At 60.2% G+C, this 19,308-nt stretch carries 16 protein-coding genes; 7 read left to right on the top strand and 9 right to left on the bottom strand.

Going from position 1 to position 19,308, the window contains the following annotated elements; genetic code table 11:
• Positions 1 to 2: 2 nt before the first annotated feature.
• The 6 genes from ACSV9I_RS15580 to ACSV9I_RS15555 form a co-directional block, all read right to left on the bottom strand.
• The gene (locus ACSV9I_RS15580; protein ID WP_438329785.1) at positions 3 to 1,094 is read right to left on the bottom strand and encodes an ABC transporter ATP-binding protein; all 1,092 of its coding nucleotides are present in this window, start codon (positions 1,092 to 1,094) and stop codon (positions 3 to 5) included.
• Between the two features lie 11 nt (positions 1,095 to 1,105).
• Positions 1,106 to 3,349, bottom strand: coding sequence for a glycoside hydrolase family 2 protein (locus ACSV9I_RS15575; RefSeq protein WP_438329784.1), 2,244 nt, complete (start codon positions 3,347 to 3,349; stop codon positions 1,106 to 1,108).
• 9 nt (positions 3,350 to 3,358) lie between these two features.
• A complete protein-coding gene (locus ACSV9I_RS15570; protein ID WP_438329783.1) occupies positions 3,359 to 4,180 on the bottom strand; it encodes a carbohydrate ABC transporter permease in 822 nt (273 codons plus the stop codon).
• Entirely contained in the window at positions 4,177 to 5,091 is a 915-nt protein-coding gene (locus tag ACSV9I_RS15565; RefSeq protein ID WP_438329782.1) for a carbohydrate ABC transporter permease, read from the bottom strand. Before ACSV9I_RS15565 ends, ACSV9I_RS15570 begins: the two co-directional genes overlap by 4 nt.
• A gap of 128 nt (positions 5,092 to 5,219) precedes the next feature.
• Positions 5,220 to 6,488 carry an ABC transporter substrate-binding protein gene (locus ACSV9I_RS15560; protein ID WP_438329781.1) on the bottom strand — a complete coding sequence of 423 codons (1,269 nt, stop codon included), beginning with the start codon at positions 6,486 to 6,488 and terminating at the stop codon, positions 5,220 to 5,222.
• A 165-nt stretch (positions 6,489 to 6,653) separates the two neighbouring features.
• A complete protein-coding gene (locus ACSV9I_RS15555; protein ID WP_438329780.1) occupies positions 6,654 to 7,718 on the bottom strand; it encodes a LacI family DNA-binding transcriptional regulator in 1,065 nt (354 codons plus the stop codon).
• A gap of 276 nt (positions 7,719 to 7,994) precedes the next feature.
• Here ACSV9I_RS15555 and ACSV9I_RS15550 point away from each other — a divergent pair, with 276 nt between their 5' ends.
• Positions 7,995 to 9,026, top strand: a complete 1,032-nt coding sequence (locus ACSV9I_RS15550; RefSeq protein WP_438329779.1) for a four-carbon acid sugar kinase family protein — start codon at positions 7,995 to 7,997, stop codon at positions 9,024 to 9,026.
• A gap of 2 nt (positions 9,027 to 9,028) precedes the next feature.
• Positions 9,029 to 9,754, top strand: a complete 726-nt coding sequence (locus tag ACSV9I_RS15545) for a FadR/GntR family transcriptional regulator (RefSeq protein ID WP_054160269.1) — start codon at positions 9,029 to 9,031, stop codon at positions 9,752 to 9,754.
• A 79-nt stretch (positions 9,755 to 9,833) separates the two neighbouring features.
• Here the strand turns inward: ACSV9I_RS15545 and ACSV9I_RS15540 are convergent, their stop codons facing one another.
• The 3 genes from ACSV9I_RS15540 to ACSV9I_RS15530 are packed head-to-tail and all read right to left on the bottom strand — an operon-like array spanning position 9,834 to position 13,103.
• Positions 9,834 to 10,949 carry an iron-containing alcohol dehydrogenase gene (locus ACSV9I_RS15540; RefSeq protein ID WP_438329778.1) on the bottom strand — a complete coding sequence of 372 codons (1,116 nt, stop codon included), beginning with the start codon at positions 10,947 to 10,949 and terminating at the stop codon, positions 9,834 to 9,836.
• A 5-nt stretch (positions 10,950 to 10,954) separates the two neighbouring features.
• On the bottom strand, positions 10,955 to 11,911 hold the full coding sequence (gene pdxA / locus ACSV9I_RS15535) for a 4-hydroxythreonine-4-phosphate dehydrogenase PdxA (protein WP_438329777.1): 957 nt from the start codon (positions 11,909 to 11,911) through the stop codon (positions 10,955 to 10,957).
• 1 nt (position 11,912) lies between these two features.
• Complete coding sequence (locus ACSV9I_RS15530; protein WP_054160272.1) at positions 11,913 to 13,103, bottom strand: sialidase family protein; 1,191 nt, start codon at positions 13,101 to 13,103, stop codon at positions 11,913 to 11,915.
• Positions 13,104 to 13,363: 260 nt separating this feature from the next.
• Between ACSV9I_RS15530 and ACSV9I_RS15525 the strand changes: the two genes are divergently transcribed.
• The 5 genes from ACSV9I_RS15525 to ACSV9I_RS15505 all read left to right on the top strand — a co-directional run bounded on the left by ACSV9I_RS15525 (position 13,364) and on the right by ACSV9I_RS15505 (position 19,280).
• Positions 13,364 to 14,212: a DMT family transporter gene (locus tag ACSV9I_RS15525; protein ID WP_438329776.1), complete on the top strand. Its 849-nt coding sequence runs from the start codon at positions 13,364 to 13,366 to the stop codon at positions 14,210 to 14,212.
• 23 nt (positions 14,213 to 14,235) lie between these two features.
• Entirely contained in the window at positions 14,236 to 15,735 is a 1,500-nt protein-coding gene (locus tag ACSV9I_RS15520; protein ID WP_438329775.1) for an ABC transporter substrate-binding protein, read from the top strand.
• Positions 15,736 to 15,819: 84 nt separating this feature from the next.
• Positions 15,820 to 16,734 (top strand): ABC transporter permease, encoded by a 915-nt coding sequence (locus ACSV9I_RS15515; RefSeq protein WP_438329774.1) that lies wholly within the window; start codon positions 15,820 to 15,822, stop codon positions 16,732 to 16,734.
• 10 nt (positions 16,735 to 16,744) lie between these two features.
• Positions 16,745 to 17,668 (top strand): ABC transporter permease, encoded by a 924-nt coding sequence (locus tag ACSV9I_RS15510; RefSeq protein ID WP_054160276.1) that lies wholly within the window; start codon positions 16,745 to 16,747, stop codon positions 17,666 to 17,668.
• The gene (locus ACSV9I_RS15505) at positions 17,661 to 19,280 is read left to right on the top strand and encodes an ABC transporter ATP-binding protein (RefSeq protein WP_438329773.1); all 1,620 of its coding nucleotides are present in this window, start codon (positions 17,661 to 17,663) and stop codon (positions 19,278 to 19,280) included. Before ACSV9I_RS15510 ends, ACSV9I_RS15505 begins: the two co-directional genes overlap by 8 nt.
• The last annotated feature ends 28 nt before the right edge of the window (positions 19,281 to 19,308 follow it).

The following is a 19,308-nucleotide window of genomic DNA, read 5'->3' as shown; positions in this document are numbered from 1 at the left end:
GTTTATCGGATACGACGTCCCTCGTGATCGAAGAGGAAGCTCGAGGCGCCGGAAATGCCGACAGCGATTTTTCCACCCAACCTTTCGCCATGCCGGCGCTCTTCCTGCTCGATGATGATCTGCTCGCCGGGCACGGTGTGGCTATAGACATAACTGGTATTGCCGAGGTGTTCGACCACGTCGACATGTGCGATCAGCTGCGCATCTCCATGGCCCTCCGGCAGGAAATGCTCCGGGCGTATACCGAGCGTGACCGCCTCGCCGACCTTCGGCACAGCCTGAGAGGATAGGGTGAGCTCTGTATCCGGCCGCGCTGTCAAGGCTACTGTCAATTGGCCGGGTCCTGGGTGCGCGATCACTTTTGCCGGCAGGAAATTCATTCTCGGAGAACCGATGAAACCAGCGACGAACATGTTGTCCGGGTCGTCATAGAGGTCGAGCGGTGCGCCGATCTGTTCTACGCGACCGCCTCGCAGCACGACGATCTTGTCGGCCAGCGTCATCGCCTCCACCTGGTCATGCGTGACGTAGACGATGGTGGCGTTGAGCTCCTTATGCAGCCGGGCGATCTCGACGCGCATATGCACGCGCAGCTCCGCATCGAGGTTCGACAGCGGCTCGTCGAACAGGAAGACATCCGGCTGGCGAACGATGGCCCGGCCGATCGCCACGCGCTGCCGCTGACCGCCGGAAAGCGCCTTGGGCTTTCGATCCATCAACGCGTCGAGTTCGAGGATTTTCGCCGCCGCATTGACGCGGGTCTCGATCTCATCCTTCGCCATGCCGGCAAAGCGCAGGGCAAAGCCCATGTTCTCGCGTACGGTCATATGCGGATAAAGCGCATAGGTCTGGAAGACCATGGCGATCCCGCGTTTGGACGGATCGACATCGTTCATCACATTGCCGCCGATATCGAGCGTGCCTGACGAAATGTCCTCAAGCCCCGCAATCATGCGCAGCAACGTCGACTTGCCGCAGCCGGATGGACCGACGAAGACGACGAATTCGCCGGAGCGCACCTCAAGGTTTACCCCCTTGATGACCTCAAGCGAGCCGTAGGACTTGCGGATATCGGTAAGCCGAACCTCTGCCATCTTGTCCTCGCTCAGGTGACGTTAAAGGTGAGGCGCTGCGTCCCGAAAGGACGGCAGGTCGCAGATAGCGTCAAGCTGCCCGCATCATTGCCTGCCTCGATGTAAAGGCCAACGGCCCCGCCCTTGAAGGAGAGAAGCGAAGGACCGACGATACGGCCAGGGCCTTCGAGCGTAACCTCGACCGGATCATCAAAGAAGCCCATGACATTCCCGCCCTGATCGAGCGCACGCAGGATGACGCGAACCGTGTCCTTTTCGCCCGCCCTGAGTTCTGTGTCGTCAGCCGCGATTTCGAGTGTCGTTGGCAGCGGATCGGCCGGCAGATGGCGGCGAACCACTTCCTCGCCATTGATAAAACCGACGAGTTCACCATCCCGCCAGGTCATGCCCCATTCGCCGAATTCCTCCGGCGTCACCATGCTGTGATCGAGAATGCAGGGCGGATGCGGCAGATGGGGATAGGTGTTGGTATCGGGCTCGATCCGCTTGACGATATGGCCCATGCGGATTTCGACATAATCGCAATTGGTGAGCACGATCAGCGGCAGCACGCCACCGATATTGCGCTCGCCACGCGCCCAGAAACTGACCGGCTGCAAAACGATGCCATCCTTCGGATCGCCCTGCGAGGCATAGGCATAACCGGCGAATTTCGGCTCGCGATACATGTCGGTCACGCCGTGATAGCAGATGCGGTCGCCGGAGCCGAAATCCTTGTGCGTGTTGTAGTCGAACATGCACCAGCCGGTGGAGCCTGAGATCGAAGGATCGCCAGCGGCCGCATTCAGGATCGCCAGATGCCGACTGACATGCTCCGCCTGCCGCTGCTCCTGATCGAAGCGCTTGGTCGGATACATGTGCCCGCCATATTCGGTGATCATGTAGGGCACCTTGCGGTCGAGCCCGGTCACCTCGCGCTGATCGCGCAGCACCAGGCGCTCGCGATTGTGGCCCGGCAGTTCCTCCATGCCGAGAATGAAGTCATTCATCGTGTAAACGTCTTCGAGCAGCTCGCTCTCGGTGATGTAGCGAACACCGCCGGTCTGGCGCGTCGTATCGAGCGAACGTGCCATGGCGTTCGTCTCGACATAGAAGTCATGGGTGTCCTGGCTCTCGTTGATACGCACGCCCCAGATGATAACAGAGGGATGGTTCCAGTCGCGCTCGATCATGCGGCGCACGTTCTGAACGCTCTCCGCCTTCCAGGCATCGCCGCCGATATGCTGCCAGCCAGGGATCTCTTCGAAGACAAGGAGACCGATCTCGTCGCAACGGTCGAGGAAGTATTTCGATTGCGGATAATGCGAGGTGCGGGCAATGTTGCAGGCGAGATCGAATTTCAGGATGTCGGCATCCTTTTCCTGGCCGCGCCGGCCCATGGCATAACCCAGATGCGGCCAGGCCTGGTGGCGGTTGAGGCCCCGCAGCTTGACGGGTTTGCCATTCAGTTTGAAACCATCGATGGTGTATTCGGCCGAGCGGAAGCCGAAGCGGCTGGTCAGTTCATCCTTGCCCGCAGGCGTCTCCAGCCAGACCGTGAGGCGGTAGAGTGCCGGATTGTCGACGTCCCAGAGGGTAATGCCCTGAAGCCCGGAAAAGCCGAGTAATACCTCTGCGCCAGACACAACGGCCTCGGTCCGAGCGATTTCCTGACCCGCGCCATCTTTCAGAACAGCCGTCACCTTGCCGGAGAGTGCCTGATCGGTCGGATTGGAAATCCAGACCTTCGCCGCGACCTGCTTGGTTTCAGCCAGCACATCCGGCGTCTCGATCTTGACGTTCTTGATCGAAACTGGCGCGGTGAGTTTGAGCCAGACGTCGCGATAGATCCCGGCATAGGTGAGATAGTCGATCACGCCACCGAAAGGCGGGATCTCGGGATTTTCCGAACCGTCGATTTTCACCGTCAGCAGGTTATCGCCGGCCTTCAGATGCGGCGTCAGCCGTGCCTCGAACGGCGTGTAGCCATCCTTGTGCGCGGTGATCTCGATGCCGTTGAGATAGACCACGCTGTCCGCCATGGCGGCATCGAATACCAGCGAAACGTCTTTGCCCTCGAAGCGCGGCTCCCAGGCGATCACCTTCTGATAGGTAAAGGCCTTCTGATAGCTTTTCTCGTCAAAATAGTTATAGGGCAGCTCGACCGCCGTATGGGGCAGCTGGACGGTCTCGCCCGGCTGAGAAGCCGAGGTGAAATCCGGCTCAAACCCGGTACGGAAGGTCCAGTCTTTGTTGAAAGTCTCGATAATGCGCATTTCAAAGTCCTATTTCACGGAGCCGAGCATGCCCTGCACGAACTGGCGTTGCATGGCGAAGAAGACGAGAAGTGTGGGAAGTGTGGCAAGGATGGTGCCGATCATCACGGTGCCGTATTCAGGCGCATAGGCCGAGGCGAGCGAGGAGACGACGAGCGTGATCGTCTTCATGTCATTCGACTGCAGCACGATCAGCGGCCAGAGGTAGTTGTTCCAATTGAGCATGAAGACGATGACGAAGGCCGCCGCATAGGTGGAGCGCATCACCGGTACATAGATATAGAAGAAGATTTGCCACTCCTTCAGCCCGTCGACTTTGGCGGCGTCGCGAAGCTCGGTCGGAAACGCCTTAGAGGCCTGCCGGAAGTAGAAGATGATGAAGGCCGAGGCGAGCATCGGCAGCATGATCGCGACATGGGTGTTGATCAGCCCTGCCTTGCCCATCATCATGAAGAGCGGGATCATCAGGGCTGCAAAAGGCACCATCAGGGTCAGAAGGATGACGGTGTAGACGCGGTCCCGCAGTTTCGAGCGGAACATCTCGAACCCGTAGCCAGCAAGCGAGGACACAAGCAGCGTAAGCGCTGTGCCGACGAGCGCGATCTTCAGCGAATTCCAGAACACCAGCGGCACATCCACCTGCGCGAAGAAAGAGGCAATGTTGTCGAAGAGCGCGGTGCCGATGGTCACCTTGCCTCTCACGATCTGGCTTGTCGTGTTGGTCGCCCCGATCACCATCCAGATGAAGGGGAAGACAGATAGAAATGCTGCGAGCGACAGGACGACATATTGCACGATGTCAGGCAGATGGCGGCGAAGCGTGATCATCATGCGCGCTCCCTCGCGGCATAGAATTGCAGGAAGGAGAGAACCGCCACCATCAGCACAATCACATAGGAGACGGTTGCCGCATAACCGAAGCTCGGCATGTAGCGGAAGGTCAGGTTGTAGATATAAAGCGACAGCGTCAGCGTTGCGTCCGCCGGCCCGCCCTTGCCTTCGGTCAGGTTGTAGACCTCGTCGAAGAGTTGCAGGGTGCCGATCGTCGAAGTGATCGTGGTGAACAGGATCACCGGTTTCAGCATCGGAATGGTCAGGAAGGCGAAGCGCCCCCAGGACGGCACGCCGTCGATTTTCGCCGCCTCATAGATCGAGCGGTCAATATTCTGGAGTGCTGCCAGATAGAAGATCATGTTGTAGCCGGTCCAGCGCCAGGTGATGGCGATGATGATCAGGACCTTGGCCCAGAAGGGGTCTGTCAGCCAGCCGATCGGTTCCCCGATGATGCCGACCGCCAAAAGTACGTTGTTCACGACGCCGTCGAGCGAAAACATGCTCTTGAACAGGATGGAATAGGCCACCAGCGAGGAAACGCAGGGCAGGAAGATCATCGTGCGGAACAGGCCGGAATAGCGCAGCTTCGGATTGTTCAGCATGGCGGCCAGGATCAGCGCCATGGTGATCATGATAGGCACCTGCACGATGAAGAAGATCACCGTATTCTGGAGCGCCGTCCAGAAGACAGGGTCGTTCCACAGGCGCGTGAGATTGCCCGAGCCGGAAAACTTGAGCATCATCCCGCGCCCGGAATAGAAGGATAAGACCAGCGAGCGGATGATCGGGTAAAGCATGAAGGTCGCGATCAAGGTGACGGCGGGCGCGACAAATAGCCAGCCGTTCACGTCGTAGTAGCGGCTCAGGCTCGATCTGGATCTGGGTCTGGGTCTGGTAGTTATGTTCATGCGCGTCTTCAGCCCAATCCTGGTCTGGGAAATCTCTGTTCCAGCGGGAAGACGCGCGGCGCTTTCGCCGCACGCCTCCGGGAGGACAGGGGCCCTCAGCCTTTAAGCCCTGGCCCCTGTGGATCGGGTTACTGGATCTGGCCGGCGGCCTGGTCCTCGATTGCCTTCAGCACGTCGTCGATCGGGGCGCCCTTGACCAGCGCCGGGAAGTTCGCAGTGACGGCAGTGTCGAGTTCGTTGGTGAAGATGCCATAGTTGACCGGCGGCACCTGGACGAGCCAGTCGGCGAAATTCTGCCAGACCGTCTGCCCACCGAAGAAGTCGTCGGGCTTCTTGTAGGCCTCGCCCGTGCGGGCCGCGAGCAGCGAACCGACGGCGCCGCGTTCGGTCAGGATCTTCTGGTAGAAGTCGAGATCCTTGGCGTAGATTTCATTGAGGAAGTCGATGGCTTCGTCCTTTTCGGCGGACGCTTCCAGCACATACCAGCTCGAACCGCCGAGGTTCGACGCAGCCGTCGCACCCTCAATGTTGAGCTTCGGAATGGCCGTCAGCGCCCACTTGCCGGCTTGATCGGCCTGGGATTTCACAGTGCCGGTGATCCACACACCCATCAGGACGGAGGCGATATCGCCCGAGGTCAGTGCATTGATGCCATCGTTCCAGCCGCTGGTCGGCTTGGCCACGCCTTCGTTGACGATGCGGGCCTGGGTCTCGAGTGCGGCCTTCAATGCCGCGTTACCGGTGATGTTCAGGCTGCCGTCTTCATTGAAGTACCACTGGCCACCGGATTGCATCATGATGCGGACAAGGCCGCCGTCATTGGCGTCGAGGGCCATCATTTCGTGACCGGTCTTGGCCTTCACATCCTTGCCGATCTCGATGAAGCGGTCCCAGGTCAGGTTCTCCATGTCGGAGGCCTTGTAGCCAGCCTGCTCAAGATAGTCCTTGCGATAATAGAGGCCGGTGACGCCGGAATCGAAGGGCACGCCGTAGGTCTCGCCCTCAAGCGTCATCACGTCGACCTTGTATTTGGCAAAGCCGGAATAATCGATCTTGTCGGTCAGAGCGGCAAACGAACCCGGGAAGGACTGCAGATATTTCTGCGCGCCGTAATCCTCGATCAGCACGATATCCGGCAGCGAATCTGTCATGCCGGACGCAAGGCCGGTCTGCAGCTTCTGCTCGACGTCAGTCTTGGCGAAGTCGACGATGTTGAACGTCGTTTCCGGGTGTTTGGCTGTGTAAAGAGCCGCGGCATCCTTCATGATCGCGACGTTGAAATTCGGGTCCCAGCACCAGATGGTGACTTCGCCGGCGAAGGCGGCAGTGCTGGTCAAAAAGGCTGCACCGGCCAGCGCCGATGTCACCGAGCGCCTGAGCAGCTGAGTGTAATCCATGGTCTTCTCCTCCCTTGTGATGTCGTATGCGGCAGCCTCATCCCCTGCCTTGACGTCACTATTTCCGAAAACCGGGAGGGTGCCAAGAAAATTTTTACTAAATATTTTGTGCGCTGCGGTAGGTGGCGGAATTTACACGCAAAAGTGGCGTCCGGGACGCAAAGGTCAGTCCGGTTTGCGGGCGCTGCCCCGCCAGATCATCTCTGTGGCAAGCGTCACATGTTTTGAATAATCGCGGCCATTGAGGCGCTCGACCATGAGGTCGACGGCGACTTCCCCGATCAGTTCGCCGGGAATGCGCATGGTCGACAGCGGCGGGGTCAGAAATTGTGCCACCGGAATGTCGTTGAAGGCGACAACCGCGATGTCTTCCGGAATGGAGAGCCCCGCCTCCCGGATCGCCCTGTAGGTGCCGATCGCCATGTTGTCGTTGGCGGCGAGGATCGCATCCGGCCGCTCCGAAAGGGCCAGCAGCGACTTGGCCTGCTGGTAGCCGGTTTCCAGGCGAAGGTTCTGCCCGAAGCGTTCGCTTTGTCCGAGCGCAAGCAGCTCGGCATTGTAGCGACCACGCGCCTCGTGCCACTCGATAAAGGCCTTGCAGCGCTGTTCACCCTGCATCAGCGCGTCATTGTCCATCAGTTCGTAACCGCCGACAAAGCCAAGGCGTCCATATCCGGCCCGTTCAAGCGCATCGAGAATGGTGACCGTCGCCTCGCCGAGATCGGCACGCACGCAATCGAATTGCGGCATGCGCGGATTGTAGTCAGCGATGACAAGGTGCGGACAAACCCTCGCCATGGCATCTATCTCGGCCTTGGATCGATGGCCAACCACAATGGCGGCCGAAACGCCGGCCAAAAGTGCCAGGTCAACCGGCACTTCGGGATTGAAGACGCGGGTGATCTCAAGCTTGTATTCACGGCAACGCGCCTCGATGCCAAGCCGCACGCCGACATAATAGGGGTCCACCAGTTCTTCGCCAGGAGCGAGGAAATGAATGAGGGCGACATTCGCCACCACATCCGCGTGGCTCGGCATGGAAATCGAAAGCGGCGGCTGCACCGCATTTCGCCGAGCCCGCGGTGTCGCATAGTTCAGTGCCTCCGCCGTCTCGATAATGGCTTGACGTTTTGCCTCCGAGACGGAGAGCGTCTGGTCGTAATTCAGCACGCGCGAGACCGTGCCGGATGAGACCCCGACGGCTTTGGCTATTTCCTTGATGGTGACCATGCGGCCCATTCCCCTGTCGCGCGGTCCCGATCGAGGGATGCGCCAGTAAACCTTGGAAAATATTTACTAGATGATCCTTTGGGGCGGCACAACATGGCTAGTGCTGCTGAATTAGTAATTCCTGTGCCAGCGTCTGCGCCGCATCAAGAGAAGGTCAACTTCCAAATGAGAGACTTGTCTGGTTGACTGGGATATTTGTCATGCAGACGTGAGAGAGCGCTGGAAAAGAACGGAAAAATCCTCCATAAAGATAACAACATCGGGAGGACTTTGAGTTTGCTGGCCATCATTGCCGACGATTTGACCGGCGCTCTGGATACGGGCGCCCCCTTTGCCGGGCGCGGATTGCGGACGGAGGTGGCTCTGAACGTGGCTGCCATTGCGGGTGCTGTTGCAGAGGAGCCTGAGGTGCTGACAATCAACCTCGGCTCGCGTGAACTCGACGCCGTCTCGGCCAGGGCGCTCGCCAGTCAAGCGATTGGCGCTTTGCCGGCGGGCACGCGCGTGTTCAAGAAGGTCGATTCCCGTCTGAAAGGACATGTTGCGGCGGAGCTGGATCCGATCCCGTACCGTGCGGCACTTGTTGCACCGGCTATTCCGGAGTTTGGTCGTGTCGTGCGCGCAGGACATGTCGCTGGTTTTGGCGTGGAGCAGCCGATCAATGTTGCCTCGAGGCTCGGTGATCATGCCGAACGATGCAGCATCCCCGATATTGCGTCAGCCGATGAGATGCGACTTGCGCTGCAAATTGCAGATTCCGAAGGGGTTGATCTGCTGGTCGGAGCGAGGGGGCTTGCAGAAGCGCTCGCCGAGCAGATGAGCGAGCGCCATGATCCTGACTTGGCCGAACTGCCGAAAGGAAGGGCCGTGTTCGTGATCGGTTCGCGCGATCCAATCACCTTAGTGCAAATTGCATCACTGCGAGACGCTGAGCCAGATATTGATCATCGTGCGGCGCCCAATGGCGTTGTTCCGGATGAGCCTGCCGGGGATCGCCCGCTGGTTCTCATTCAGGCAACTGTTGGTGCTGAGGACGTTTCCTCGCTTCAAGTGTCCGCCAATCTGGCATCAGGTGTACATCCGGTTCTAACGGCGTCAGCGAGAACCCTGCTTTTGTGCGGAGGAGCAACGGCGGAAGCCGTCCTGTCTGAAATGGGCATCACCCGGTTTCGTCTTCTCGGCGAATGCCTGCCGGGGCTCGGTCTGGCCTATGCCGGCGGGCAATGTATCATCGCCAAGTCCGGGGGATTCGGAGCGCCGGAGACGCTGGTCACGCTCGCTGCGAGACTGCAAGGAGACATGGGCTGAACATGGGGCTGGAAAGCGGAACTGCACGGAGAAGTCTGGCCGACCTGGTGTTTGAGCGCATGCACCGGGCAATCAAGTCAGGTGCCTATCAACCGGATGAGCGTCTGCCGACGGAGCATGATCTGGCGATTGAATTCGAAGTGTCGCGCCCGATCATTCGCGAGGCGTTAAAGCGATTGCGGGACCAGGGATTGATCTATTCCCGCCGGGGTGCCGGCAGCTTCGTGCGATCGGTCGGCATGAAGCAGCCGCTTGGTTTTGGTCAGCTCGAAAATGTGGCCGACCTTTTGAACTGCTACGAGTTTCGCCTGACTATGGAGCCTGCTGCGGCCGAGGCTGCGGCGTCGCGGCATAATCCCTCAACGATGGCGGCGATCCGCGATGCGCTGGAGCTGATGCGCGATGCCACCAATCGCCAGGCGCATCGGGAGGATGCCGACTTTCAGTTTCATTTGGCAATCGCCCGGGCAGCGCAGAACAGTTACTTCTCCACGGCGATGGAAGCCTTGAAGGACCATATTGCTGTGGGCATGCGGTTTCATGGCGTTTCGGTGAAGCGCGACAGTGCAGGCCTGTCACGTGTCTTTGCAGAACACGAGGCAATCGCTCAGGCGATTGCCGCAGGCGAGGGCGCGCGAGCGAAAGAATTGATGTTTGCCCACCTGACGGGCTCCCGAGCTCGCCTCTTCCAGGCAAGCGCATCACTCGCTGCCCTGCCGACGCAGTGATCCCCAGCAAGGCGATGTCATTGAAAAGGGGCCTTCCGGCCCCTCTGCGATGCCGTCGGATTGTTGGAGGTCGCTTTCGTCAGAAAGCTGCCTTGTAGATCGCCAGAACGTCTTCGACCGTCATGTCTGCCGGGTTGTTGTCCATCAGCCGGCGATTTGCGTGCGCCTCCGCGGCATAAGCTTCTAGGTCGCTCGCGCTTGCGCCGTGGCGAGACAGGGACATTTCAATATTCAGGTCGCTGCAGAATTTGCATGCACTGTCGACAAGTGCGGCTGGCGCCGTGTTGGCAATGCCCAGGGCCTCTGCAACTTCAGCTGTCTTCTGCGGTGCCACCGGCTGGTTGAAGCCCAGTACATGCGGAAAGACAATTGCATTGGCAAGGCCATGCGGTAGGCCGAGACGCGTACCGAGCGGATAGGCGATCGCATGACCAGCAGCCGTATTGACTGGCCCGAGGCAGATGCCGCCATAGTATGAGGCGAGCATCATGCCTTCACGGGCTTCGGTGTCGCTGCCATCCTTTACTGCGCGGGCGAGGTATTGTCCGACCAAGCGAAAACCCATGCGGGCGAAGCCGTCGATCATCGGATGGGCGCGCTTGTTGGTGAAGGCTTCGACGCAGTGTGCCATGGCGTCGACGCCGGTCGCAGCCGTGACGGCCGGCGGTACGGTGAAGGTGAGTTCCGGATCAAGGACGGCGATATCCGCAATCATGTGTGGACTCTCAACAGCAATCTTTGCGCCTTTGACGGGATCAGTAATCAGCGAGCGGATCCCCGCCTCCGAGCCTGTGCCAGCAGTGGTTGCCACCTGAACGAGGCGGGTGTTGCGGCCGGCGACCTTGTTCGGACCGGCGACATCGGCCAGGCCCTGCTCAGAATCCCAGAGCACTGCGACCAGCTTGGCGACGTCGAGCACGGAGCCGCCGCCAAGGCCAACCACGACCTCTGGCCTCACGCGCCGTGCAACATCCAGGGCAGCCTCCAGCGTCGCGATATCCGGTTCACCGGGAATGGCGTCGAAGACCTCCACTTTGCCGGGAAGCTGCAGGCGCTCGATAAAACGGGCGGTAATCGGGGTGGCGATGACCAGAGCGGATTTGGTGGCGCCGACCAGGCCGCCGACCTGCCCGATCGTGCCGGCGCCCACAATTAAGCGGCGCGGCTGATGCAGAGTGATGGTTGCTGTCGTCATCGGGGTTATCCTTGATGTGCGCGGCCGGCCACGAGCTTGCGGGCATAGGCGATGGCGGAATTCATGTTGCCGTGATTGGCGATCCCCTTGCCGGCAATGTCGAAGGCTGTGCCGTGGTCGACCGAGGTGCGGTCAATCGGCAGTTCGACCGAGACATTGACTGCCGTGTCGAAGGCGACGAGCTTGATCGGGATATGCCCCTGATCGTGATACTGGGCGACGACGAGGTCGAAGGCGCCGGAATAGGCGCGGTGAAACACGGTGTCGGCCGAGATCGGGCCGTAGGCATCGATGCCTTCGGCCCGTGCAGCGGCCACGGCCGGCGCGATCTGGTCGTCATCCTCGGTGCCGAAAAGGCCGTTTTCACCACAATGCGGATTGATGCCGGCGATCGCAATGCGCGGCTTGTCGTAGCCGATGCGCTTCAGGTGATCGTTGCCGGCTCGGATGGTTGCCAGCACGCGCTCCGTGGTTGCCCGGCGGATTGCTTCCTGCAGCGAGACATGGGTGGAGACGTGGATGACCTTCAGACGCTCGGAGGCGAGCAGCATATAAGCTGCCTTCGATCCCGTGAGGCTGCGCAACATGCCGGTATGGCCGTCATAGTGGTGGCCGGCTGCATTCAGCGCTTCCTTGTTGATCGGCGCGGTCACGATGCAGCCGATTGTACCGGCCTCGGCATCGCGCACGGCCTTTTCGATGAAGCGAAAGGCCGCATCACCGGCAACAGGGCTCAAGGTTCCCCAGGGCAGGGGTGCGCCTTCGACCGGAATGTCGACGACAAAGGGCGTCAGCTCGATGGACAGGCCGAGAGCGTCGCGCGCCGCATTCAGCGTGGCAAGATTGCCATAGATGCGGGTTGCCGCTCGGTCCGTCTCCGACATTTCGGCGAGCGCCTTGACGGAGATTTCAGGTCCGACGCCGCAGGGGTCGCCCATGGTGATTCCGATAGTGCCGCTCATGTCATTCTCCGCTTTCGAGGCGATCCCAGCCAGGAGCCAGCCGGACATATTTGATCGCGCGTCGGTGATAGGTATAGGCGAGGTGGAGGCTCCCATCGTGTCCGGCAAGGAGCCAGGGATAGGACATTTCCAAATTGCGTCCGTCGGTGGAATCATTGGACAGGCAGGTGCCTGGGCCGTCCTCAATGAGGATCCTGTGCGGGAAGGTCACGCCGCCATCCGATGACAGGCAGACGGATACCGGCGCGCGCGGCACGCCCCAGACGGGCACGCATCCGCCCGTCGGATCTGCATCCGGCCTGTCGTCGTCTTCGCCCAGTTCGTCATAGAGCGAAGCGCGGCGATCCAGGGAGGCCTCGGCATTCACGGGATTGCAGATGACGGCGATCCGGCCGTCATTGAGGCCGATTGCCGCGATCGACGAATTGTTGTTGGGCAGATCGGTGGCGGATGGTGCGCTCCAGCTCCGGCCCTCGTCGGCACTTTCCGTCCGATAGACGAAGTCGGCCTGGCGACGGCGGAAGAATGCTGCGGATCTCCCCGATCCAAGATTGACGGGTGACATGTGTACGCAGCCCGTCGACTGGTCGATGTCCTCGAGACGCCAGCTTTTGCCGCCATCCTCGCTCACACCGACGGCTGCCGTGTCGTGGCTTCCGTTCCATTTCTGGCCAGGGCGCTGGATGCAGCGAAAAATCGGCAGCATCCATGCGCCATCAGCGCGGATGGACAGCGGCGCCCGAACGAAGCAGCCACGCGGCAGTTCGAGATAGACGCCTTCCGAGGACGAGAGCCGGGTTGCGTCTTGTGGGTCGACGGTTACCTCGGCCATGCGGATCCGGCATTCATCCTGGTTCCCGGAAGGTTGTGACGTATGAAACAGCATGAGGCGGCCATCCGGGGCCTTGAACAGTACTGGGTTCTGTTCGGAGTGGTCAGGGTCGAAGCTGAGCCGTTGTGCCGGTCCCCAGGCAGATGCACCCTCCACTAGTGTCGACGCATAGATGGAAATATCGGACTTTCCTTCGAGCGATCCGCCGAACCAAGCGCAGATCAGGCTGCCATCATCCTGCATGTGCAGGAAGGATGCATGGTTCTGGATCATCGGTGAGGGCAAGAAAGCTTCAAGCCGGTCCGCGCTGACGGCGTCCAGCGTGCCGGTCATGCGGCGTGCGATCTCATCGGGGGTCATTGGGCACTCCTCTCATCGTTGCAAAATCCGCTTTTCGGCAAAGTTGTCAAGTTTATTTATGTTGTAAAATCGTGTTGATCGATTTTCTGAATCATTTAAGTGGCGGAAAAAAATGAAGAAAATAAATTTATTACCGAGAAGATAATTTTACATTCCGAAATGATTTGACAAAGATTGGTGGAAGTTGGATGGTTTGGTCATGTTGACGGGGAGGCCGTCACCGGGAGGATTTCATGCAGGAGCAGGGAAGGCGCGAGCGAGTGAGCGCGGCAGTCTTGTTTGCCACGGGGGCGGCGGCCCTTGCCGCATCCGACGCCGTGATCGTTCGTGTCCTGGATGGCGCCGTGCATCCTTTCGTGATCGCTTTCTTTCGCGCCCTGTTCGGCGTGGTCGTGCTGCTGCCGTGGCTCGCTATTCGCCCCTCAATGCTGCAGTCGACCCATTCGATGAGGCAGCATGCGGTGCGGGCTCTGTTCAAGCTTTTTGCCATGGTCGCCTTCTTTGCGGCCTTCAGCATGGGGCCGCTCGCGGATGTGACGGCGATCGCCTTCATGTCGCCGATTTTTGTGGTCCTCGGCGCGGCGATCCTGCTCGGCGAGCGGCCGGGGCTTCGGATGATTGCGGCTGCGATGATTGGTTTTGGCGGTGCGATCACGATCGTCGGGCTGTCCGCGACGGGGCTGACGCTCGCCGTTGCGCTGGCATTTGTCGGCGCGCTGCTACAGGCCGGCATCCAGTTGATCCTCAAGTCGATGTCGCGTGGTGATGCGACCTCGACGCTGGTGGCCTGGAACCTGATCCTGACGGTGCCGATATCGCTCGTTCTCGCCTTGCCTTTCTGGACCATGCCGGGAAATCGCGAACTCGTGCTTCTCGCCCTTCAGGGCGTGATCGGCACAAGCTGCATGGGGCTGATGACGCATGCCATGTCGCTGGCGCCGGCAAGCGTCGTGGCGCCAGTGGACTTCCTGCGGCTGCCGCTCGTGGCGCTGGGTGGGCTTGCGCTGTTCAACGAAACCATTGCGTTGACCACGGTCGTCGGCGCCGGACTGATCTGCATTGCGGCGCTCATCGCTGCGCGCTCGCAAGGCATGAAGACTTCGCACTGAATTAATCTGGGAGGAGAATGAACATGAGAAAGACTGCTCTGCTTTGTGCTTTGGTCATGGGTACGGCCTTGTCGCCGGCCTATGCCGGATCTGGACCAATCAAGGTTGTTCTGGCTGAAGAGGCCGATCTGCTCGAGCCTTGCATGGCCACGCGCTCGAATATCGGCCGCATCATCATGGGCAATGTCAGCGAGACGCTGACGGAACTCGACGTACAGGGCGACAAGGGCGTTATGCCCCGCCTGGCGGAAAAATGGGAACAGAATGCCGATGGCAGCTGGCGTTTCCACCTGCGTCAGGGCGTCAAGTTTTCCGATGGCACGACTTTTGATGCGAAAGACGTGAAGCACAGCTTCGAACGCATCATGAGCGACAAGAACACCTGCGAATCCCGTCGCTATTTCGGCGGCATGACCGTCACGCCGGCGATCGTCGACGACAATACGGTCGACTTCAAGGTCGATCCCGTTCAGCCGATCCTGCCGCTGCTGATGACACTCGTGACCATGGTTCCGGAAGAAACGCCTCTGGAATTCATCCGCGAACCGGTTGGTACCGGCCCTTACAAACTGACCAACTGGACGCCCGGCCAGCAGATCGTTCTGTCCAGCCGTGACGATTACTGGGGTGAGAAGCCGGAAGTCACCGAGGCGACCTACCTGTTCCGCGCCGATCCTTCGGTTCGTGCGGCCATGGTTGCTGCCGGCGAAGCCGATCTGTCTCCGTCGATCTCGCAGCTTGAGGCCACCAATCCGGCAACGGATTTCTCCTATCTGGACAGCGAAACCGTCTATCTGCGTATCGACCACAACATCGAGCCGCTGAACGACGTCCGCATCCGTCGTGCACTGAACCTTGCCATCGATCGCCAGGCCTTCCTCGGCACGCTGGTTCCCGACAGTGCATTGCTCGCTACCGCCATCGTTCCCCCGCCAACCCTCGGCTGGAACCCTGATGTCAAGGTTTTCCCTTATGATCCGGAAGGCGCAAAGAAGCTGATCGAAGAAGCCAAGGCTGATGGCGTGAAGGTGGATACGCCGATCACCATCATCGCGCGCTCGGCCAACTTCCCGAACGTCACCGAGATCATGGAAGCCATCCAGCAGCAGCTGCAGGAAGTGGGCCTCAAGGTCGAGCTGAAGTTCGTCGAAGTCGCCGAGCACGAACAGTACTACTCGAAGCCCTTCGCGGAAGGTCGCGGGCCCCAGATCGTCGCTGCCATGCACGACAATTCCAAGGGTGATCCGTCCTTCTCGATGTTCTTCAAATATGCGACCGAAGGCACCCAGTCCGGCTTCTCCGATCCCAAGGTCGACGACCTGATCAAGCGCGCCTCTGCCGCCGTCGGCGAGGAACGTGCCAAGCTCTGGTCCGAAGTGATCGCCTATCTGCATGACCACGTGGTCGCAGATGTGCTTCTCTTCCACATGGTCGGCTTCTCGCGCGTCTCCGAACGTCTGGACTTCAAGCCTACGATGGCGACGAATTCCATGCTTCAGCTGTCGGGTATCAAGATCAAGTAAGTGACAGGCGGCGCGCCGCCGCCTGATCCGATGCCAAGTCATGCGGCGGGATGATCCCGCCGCACCGTTTCTTTCGAGGGTGCCATGCTGAGCTTCATCCGAAAACGTGCCGTGGCCAGTCTGATCTCGCTGATCGGACTGATCGTCATGGTCTTTTTCCTCTCCCGCCTGACCGGTGATCCGGCAGCTCTCTTCCTGCCGGTCGAGGCTTCGGAGGAGATGAAGAACCAGTTCCGCGAACTCCACGGTCTGAACGATCCGCTGATGGTGCAGTTCGGCCGTTATGTTGGCGATGTGGTCACTGGCGATCTCGGGGAATCGCTGCGCAAGGCGCGGCCGGCCCTCGACGTCGTTCTCGAAGCCTTTGTCTGGACCCTTTGGCTGGCCGTGATCACGATGACCTTGGTCACGGGCGCCGCGATCGTCGTCGGTTCCCTGGCCGCCTTTCGTGCCGGTGGCTTCTTCGACCGTTTCTCATCGATCGTTTCCCTGGTCGGCGCCTCGGTTCCCGACTTCTGGCTGGCAATCGTCGCAATCGTGCTTTTTTCCGTCAACCTTGCCTGGCTGCCAACCTCCGGCACGGGATCGATCTGGCACTGGATCCTGCCAATCGGCGTCCTGTTCGTCCGGCCCTTCGGCATCATCGTCCAGGTTGTGCGCGGGTCGATGATCACGGCCCTGTCCTCTGCCTATGTGAAGACGGCCCGCGCCAAGGGCGTGAAGTCGACGCCGATCATCTTCATCCATGCGCTGCGCAACGCCATGCTGCCGGTCATCACCGTGATCGGTGATCAGGCTGCAAGCCTGTTGAACGGTGCCGTGATCATCGAGACGATTTTCGGTTTTCCCGGCGTCGGCAAGCTGATGATCGATTCCATCCTGCAGCGCGACTTCAATGTCGTTCTGGCAGCGATCCTGGTCACGGCGCTGGCGATCTTCCTGATGAACCTGTTGATCGACCTTGCCTACGCGCTTCTCGATCCCCGTATCCGGCATTGAGGAGGGAACCATGACTCTGGAAAATTCCACCGCCGTCCTCACTGAGGAGCCGCCCTTTTACCTGCGCATGTTCCGCATGCTGCTGGCCGACAAATTCGCTCTCTGTGCGGCATTCTTTCTCCTGGTCATCCTCGCTCTGGCCGTGATCGGACCAAGCTGGTTGGGTGATCTTGCGACCAAGCAGAACCTGCGTGGCCGCAACATGGCGCCCTTCGATTTCGAAAAGGCATGGGTCTGGTGGATGGGCGCCGACGCGCTCGGCCGCCCGCTGCTCGCCCGCATCATCGTCGCAACCCAGAACACGATCATGGTCGCCGCCGGCGCGGTGCTGATCTCCTCCGTGGTTGGAACCGTGCTCGGCCTGATCGCCGGCTTCTCGTCGCCGCGCGTCAACCAGACGATCATGCGCCTTGCGGACGTGATCATGTCCTTCCCGTCGCTACTGATCGCCGTCATCGTTCTCTATATTCTCGGCTCGTCCATCCTGAACCTCATGCTGGTTCTGGCGATCACCCGCATTCCGGTCTATCTCAGAACCACCCGCGCGGAGGTTCTGGAAATCCGTGAACGCATGTTCGTCCAGGCCGCCCGCGTCATGGGCGCGTCCAGCAAGCGCATCCTGTTCCGGCACATCCTGCCGGTGGTCCTCCCGACCCTCACCACGCTCGCAACGCTCGACTTTGCCTATGTCATGCTGGCCGAAAGCGCCTTGTCGTTCCTCGGAATCGGTATCCAGCCGCCGGAAATCACCTGGGGCCTGATGATCAGCCAGGGACGTCAGTATCTGACCAATGCCTGGTGGCTGTCCTTCTGGCCGGGGCTCGCGATCATCCTCACGACCATGTCGCTGAACCTCCTGTCGAACTGGATGCGCATCGCACTCGACCCAGTGCAGCGCTGGCGCCTCGAAATGAAAGGGGCCAAGAATGGCTGACCATCTCCTCGAGGTCAGGAACCTCTCGGTCGAGTTCCATACCGCCGTTGGCGTGGTAAAGGCGGTGCGCGACATCTCCTATCATCTCGACCGTGGTGAGACGCTCGCCATCCTTGGCGAGAGTGGCTCCGGCAAGTCGGTGTCGTCGGCTGCGATCATGAACCTGATCGACATGCCGCCGGGCCGCATCAGTTCGGGTGAGATCCTGCTCGATGGCGTCGATCTCCTGACCATGTCCACCGCGAGACGCCGTGAGATCAATGGCCGACGCGTGGCGATGATCTTCCAGGATCCGCTCAGCCATCTCAATCCGGTTTACACCGTCGGTTGGCAGATCCGCGAAGCCCTGACCACGCATGGCACGGATAGTACGAAGGCACAGGCCGAGGCCTTGCGGCTTCTCGGGCGCGTCGGAATTCCCGATCCCGCACATGCACTGGATAAGTATCCGCATGAATTTTCTGGCGGCCAGCGTCAGCGCGTCATGATCGCCATGGCGCTGGCGCTGCGGCCCGATCTCCTGATTGCCGACGAACCGACCACGGCGCTTGACGTCACGGTTCAGGCGGAAGTTCTGGCGCTCCTGAAAGAGTTGCAGCAGGAAACCGGCATGGCGGTCCTCATCATCACGCATGATCTCGGTGTCGTTGCCGAGATTGCGGACCGTGTCGTGGTGATGGAAAAGGGTGTCCTGGTCGAGGCTGGTACCGTGCGCGAGGTCTACAAGAACCCGCAGCATCCCTATACGAAAAAGCTGATTGCCGCCGCTCCCGGCAAGGGCGCTATGCACGAACCTCTGCGGGGCGCTGAACCGGTGCTCAGCGTCAGGGACGTGCGCAAGAACTACGGCGCGTTTGCCGCCCTGAAAGGTGTCTCATTCGATCTGCTGGCTGGCGAAACACTGGCCGTCGTTGGCGAAAGCGGCTCGGGCAAGTCGACGCTCGCCCGCATTCTGCTGCGCCTCGATGAGCCGGATTCCGGCCAGGCTTTCTGGAAGGGACGTGATCTCTTTGCACTTTCGCCGGCTGAACTCTACAAGCTGCGCCGGGACCTGCAAATGGTCTTCCAGGACCCCACCCAGTCGCTCAACCCGCGCATGACCGTCTATCAGCTGATCTCTGAGGCCTGGGTCATCCATCCGGATATCCTGCCAAAGGCGAAGTGGCGCGCGCGGGTGGCCGAGCTCCTGACCCAGGTTGGTCTTGGGCCGGAGCATATGGGCCGTTATCCGCACCAGTTTTCCGGCGGCCAGCGTCAGCGCATCGCTATTGCCCGGGCGCTCGCGCTCGAGCCGCAACTGATCATCTGCGACGAGGCCGTTTCGGCGCTGGATGTGTCGGTCCAGGCCCAGGTCATAGCGCTTCTCGATAAGCTGCGCCAGGAAATGGGCATTGCCTTCATTTTCATTGCCCATGACCTGCCGGTGGTTCGTGATTTCGCCGACCATGTCATGGTCATGCAACAGGGCGAAATCGTCGAACTGGGCACTGTCCGGGAGATCTTCGAAACCCCACGCCAGGCCTATACGCAGGCACTGCTCGCCGCCGGCCTCGATCCCGATCCGGATGTGCAGGCGCGACACCGCGCTGCCCGGCTCAGAAGCGCATCGTAAGCGCGCCCACACACTGGAGAAAGACCAC

Source organism: Rhizobium sp. G187, from assembly GCF_051549525.1.
Classification (GTDB): Bacteria; Pseudomonadota; Alphaproteobacteria; order Rhizobiales; family Rhizobiaceae; genus Allorhizobium.
Note: the sequence above shows the minus strand (reverse complement) of the source record. Positions and strands in the feature narration are given on the sequence as shown.